Origin of the sequence: Streptomyces anandii JCM 4720 (assembly GCF_014650655.1) — a bacterium.
GTDB classification, from domain to species: Bacteria; Actinomycetota; Actinomycetes; order Streptomycetales; family Streptomycetaceae; genus Streptomyces; species Streptomyces anandii.
Window position 1 is genome coordinate 35,358 of the sequence record NZ_BMVJ01000007.1, and the last position, 3,874, is coordinate 39,231.

Below are 3,874 nucleotides of genomic sequence, written 5' to 3' on the forward strand. Positions count from 1 at the left end.
TTGAGCCGCTTGCCCTTCAGTTCGGCCACCGCCGCCTGCCAGGCCTCGGACTCCGGGGCGAGCTCGACGGCCCGGGCCGACCAGGTGACCAGCCGGCCGCCCTTGTCCTTGCTGCGCACGGTGACCTCGGCCACCGCCCCGTCGGCGAGCCCCGGCAGCGGCTGCTCGCCCGGTCCGTCGCCGACCACGCAGGCCGCGCCCTCGTGCCACACGTGCCACAGGGCACGCGCCGGGACGCCGGGTGCGGCCACCCAGATGAGGCCGGACTTCTTCGTGGCCTCCTCGACGAGGGCCCGGTCGAGCAACGCACGTGTCATGGCAGCAGCCTAACCAGGCCCCCGATCCCGGGAAGCGGCGAGCTCACAGCCAGCCGTTCCGCTTCAGCGTGCGGTGGATGCCCAGACAGATCGCCACCGTGATCCCCATGATCACCGGGTAGCCGTACCGCCAGTGCAGCTCGGGCATGTGCTTGAAGTTCATGCCGTACACCCCGCACACCATCGTCGGCACGGCGATGATCGCGGCCCAGGCGGTGATCTTCCGCATGTCCTCGTTCTGCGCCACCGACGCCTGGGCGAGGTTGGCCTGGAGGATGGAGTTGAGCAGCTCGTCGAAGCCGATGACCTGCTCCTGCACGCGCACGAGGTGGTCGGCGACGTCCCGGAAGTACTTCTGGATGTCCGGGTCGACCAGCCGCATCGGCCGCTCGCTCAGCAGCTGCATCGGCCGCAGCAGCGGCGACACGGCCCGCTTGAACTCCATCACCTCACGCTTGAGTTGGTAGATCCGGCCGGCGTCGGTGCCGCGCGCGGTGCCTCCCCGGCCCGGCGAGAACACCTCCGTCTCCACGTCGTCCACGTCGTCCTGGAGCGCGTCCGCGACCGCGATGTACCCGTCGACCACGTGGTCGGCGATCGCGTGCAGCACGGCCGAGGGCCCCTTGGCCAGCAGCTCGGGGTCGTCCTGGAGCCGGTGCCGCAGCGCCCGCAGCGAGCCCTGCCCGCCGTGCCGGACGGTGATGAAGAAGTCCCGCCCGGTGAAGCACATCACCTCGCCGGTCTCCACCACCTCGCTGGTCGCGGTGAGCCGGTCGTGGTCGACGTAGTGGATGGTCTTGAACACGGTGAACAGCGAGTCGTCGTAGCGCTCCAGCTTGGGCCGCTGGTGGGCCTGGACGGCGTCCTCCACGGCCAGCGGGTGCAGTCCGAACTCCCGGGCGATACCGGCGAATTCCGACTCCGTCGGCTCGTGCAGCCCGATCCACACGAACCCCCCGTCGCGCCGCACCTGACGCATCGCCTCCTGCGGGGTGAGCGGCTGCCGGGTGTCCAGACGGGCCCCGTCGCGGTAGACGGCGCAGTCGACGACCGCGGACGGCGTGGCCGGGTCGCGCGTGGTGTCGTACGTGCCGCCGTCCTTGCGCTGCGTGGGGCGGGACGGGCGGACCACGGCACGCAGGTCGCGGATCATCGACATGGCAGGGCTCCTTCGCGGCGAGCGACGAGCGACGAGCAACCGCCGTCAGCGGCTGGAACTGCCCGGAATGGGGACGTCCTGACTTCGGATGTTTGGCACGTCCACAAAGCGGGGAGCACCGCACCGTCGCGGTGGCGTGATTCGTCGCAGGTCAGACCGGACAGATCGGGTAGATCAGGTCGGACAGGTCAAGCAGACGAAACGAAGTGCTCTTCCGTGTGAGGCGCACGACACGACGCCACGACACCACGACACGAGGAGACCGACGCGAGTGAACGCGGACGAACGCGAGGGGTGACGGACAGCCGGATCCGGAAACAGCCGCATCAGAGGCCGGAAGAGCGGGTGGTACTGCACGGTCGACTTCGATCCATGACAGCCCCACCTCCTCCGGCCGGTCCCTGGTGAGGGACGATCCAGTCCCGCTGGGGGACGTCTCATCGGGTGTCGGGACTCGATACGCGATGCTTCTGCATGCTGCCCCGAAACCGTCGGCTCAGAGTACCAGTCACCCGGTGTGTCAAGGCGCCGCTTTGCCCGCTGCTGACGAGTTCTATGCTCGCCGCATGGCAGATGTTCTTCCTCTGGTCGAGGCCCGGCTGCGCTCCGCGCTGGGCGAGCCGGACGCGCGCGCGGCCGTCACCTTCCTCGGCACGGACCGTATCGAGGTGCTGCGCTTCCACGAGGGGGACATCGTGCGGTACGCCACCCTCGGCATGTCCGCCCGGCCCATGAGCGACCCCACCGCGGTGCTCGCCGACCCCGTCAAGGGGCCGCGCGCCGAGCTGGTGCTGTCGGTCAGGTCCGGGCTCGCCGACACTGGCAAGGTGCTGCGCCCGCTCGCCGTGCTGGGCGCGTCCCCGCAGGTCGAGGGCGTGGTCGTGGCGCCGGGCGCCTCGCTGGACGTGGGCGAGCCGCTGTGGCCGGGTGCGCCCTTCACCTCGGTCCTGGTGGCCGAGCCGGGCGGACTGGTCGAGGACCTCGAACTGGACGCGCCCCTCGATCCCGTACGGTTCCTGCCGCTGCTGCCGATGACGCCGAACGAGGCGGCCTGGAAGCGGGTGCACGGCGCCCAGGCCCTCCAGGAGCGCTGGCTGACGAGTGGGACGGACCTGCGCGACCCGGTCCGCAAGTCCGTCCCACTGGAGTGAGCAAGCTCACCAACCGCCCGGCTGCATCCGTCAGTTGGCGAAGACGGTGACCCCGTCCTCGGCCGCGTGCCGCGGCTCCAGCTCCTCCGCCTCGTGCGTGAGCGCGTTGCGCCGTACGAGGACCACCAGCGCGCCCACCACCGCGGTGGCGCCCGCGACCACGAACGGGACGTGGAGGTCGGTCCACTCCTCGATCTTCGGTGCGAAGTAGGGCGCCGCGGCCGCCGCGAACCACCGAACGAAGTTGTAGCCCGCGCTCGCCACCGGGCGCGGCGCGTCCGACACGCCGAGGGCGAGCTCGGTGTAGACGGTGTTGTTCACGCCGATGAACGCGCCGGACAGGATCGTGCAGACCACGGCGGTGGTGTGGTCGCCGTAGCCGAGGACCACGACGTCGGCCGCGAGCAGCACCAGCGAGCCGCCCAGCACCTTCAGCGAGCCGAACCTCTGCTGCAGGCGCGGGGCCACGATCACCGAGAACACCGCGAGCAGCACGCCCCAGGCGAAGAACACCGCCCCCGACTTGTACGGCGTCATGTTCAGCACGAACGGCGTGAAGGCCAGCACGGTGAAGAACGTGTAGTTGTAGAAGAACGCCGAGACGGCCGCCGAGGCGAGCCCGCCGTGGCCGAGCGCCCTGACCGGGTCGAGCAGCGAGGTCCTGCGGGCCGGCCTGGGCTGCTCCTTCAGGAAGACCGTGATGCACAGGAAGCCGACGGCCATCAGGAACGCGGTGCCGAAGAACGGGTAGCGCCAGCTGGCGTTGCCGAGCAGCGCGCCCAGCAGCGGGCCGCACGCCATGCCGAGGCCGAGCGCGGACTCGTAGAGCAGGATCGCCGCCGCGCTGCCCCCGGCCGCCGCTCCGACGATGACGGCGAGCGCGGTGGAGACGAACAGGGCGTTGCCCAGGCCCCAGCCGGCCCGGAAGCCGACGAGTTCGCCGACCGAGCCGGAGGTGCCGGCCAGTCCCGCGAAGACCACCACGAAGGCGAGGCCGAGCAGCAGGGTCTTGCGGCCGCCGATGCGGCTGGAGACGAACCCGGTCAGCAGCATCGCGAACGCGGTGATCAGGAAGTAGGAGGTGAAGAGCAGGGAGACCTGGCTCGGGGTGGCGCTCAGGCCCTGGGCGATGGAGGGCAGGATCGGGTCGACGAGTCCGATGCCCATGAAGGCGACGACGGACGCGCCGGCCGTCGCCCAGACTGCCTTCGGCTGCCGCAGGATGCCGCCCGCACCCGCGTCGAAGG

The 3,874-nt window shown here is 70.7% G+C and carries 3 protein-coding genes and 1 pseudogene; 1 reads left to right on the forward strand and 3 read right to left on the reverse strand.

All coding sequences use genetic code 11. The features are described from left to right. Positions 1-317: pseudogene (locus IE249_RS37260) on the reverse strand (hypothetical protein); the annotation flags it as partial. 43 nt (positions 318-360) lie between these two features. Next, the gene (locus IE249_RS14645) at positions 361-1,476 is read right to left on the reverse strand and encodes a magnesium and cobalt transport protein CorA (RefSeq protein WP_189705260.1); all 1,116 of its coding nucleotides are present in this window, start codon (positions 1,474-1,476) and stop codon (positions 361-363) included. Positions 1,477-2,042: 566 nt separating this feature from the next. Between IE249_RS14645 and IE249_RS14650 the strand changes: the two genes are divergently transcribed. After that, positions 2,043-2,627 (forward strand): suppressor of fused domain protein, encoded by a 585-nt coding sequence (locus tag IE249_RS14650; RefSeq protein WP_189705261.1) that lies wholly within the window; start codon positions 2,043-2,045, stop codon positions 2,625-2,627. A 30-nt stretch (positions 2,628-2,657) separates the two neighbouring features. Here IE249_RS14650 and IE249_RS14655 read toward each other — a convergent pair. Beyond that, on the reverse strand, positions 2,658-3,874 hold a 1,217-nt coding region (locus IE249_RS14655), incomplete at its 5' end, for an MFS transporter (RefSeq protein WP_189705262.1).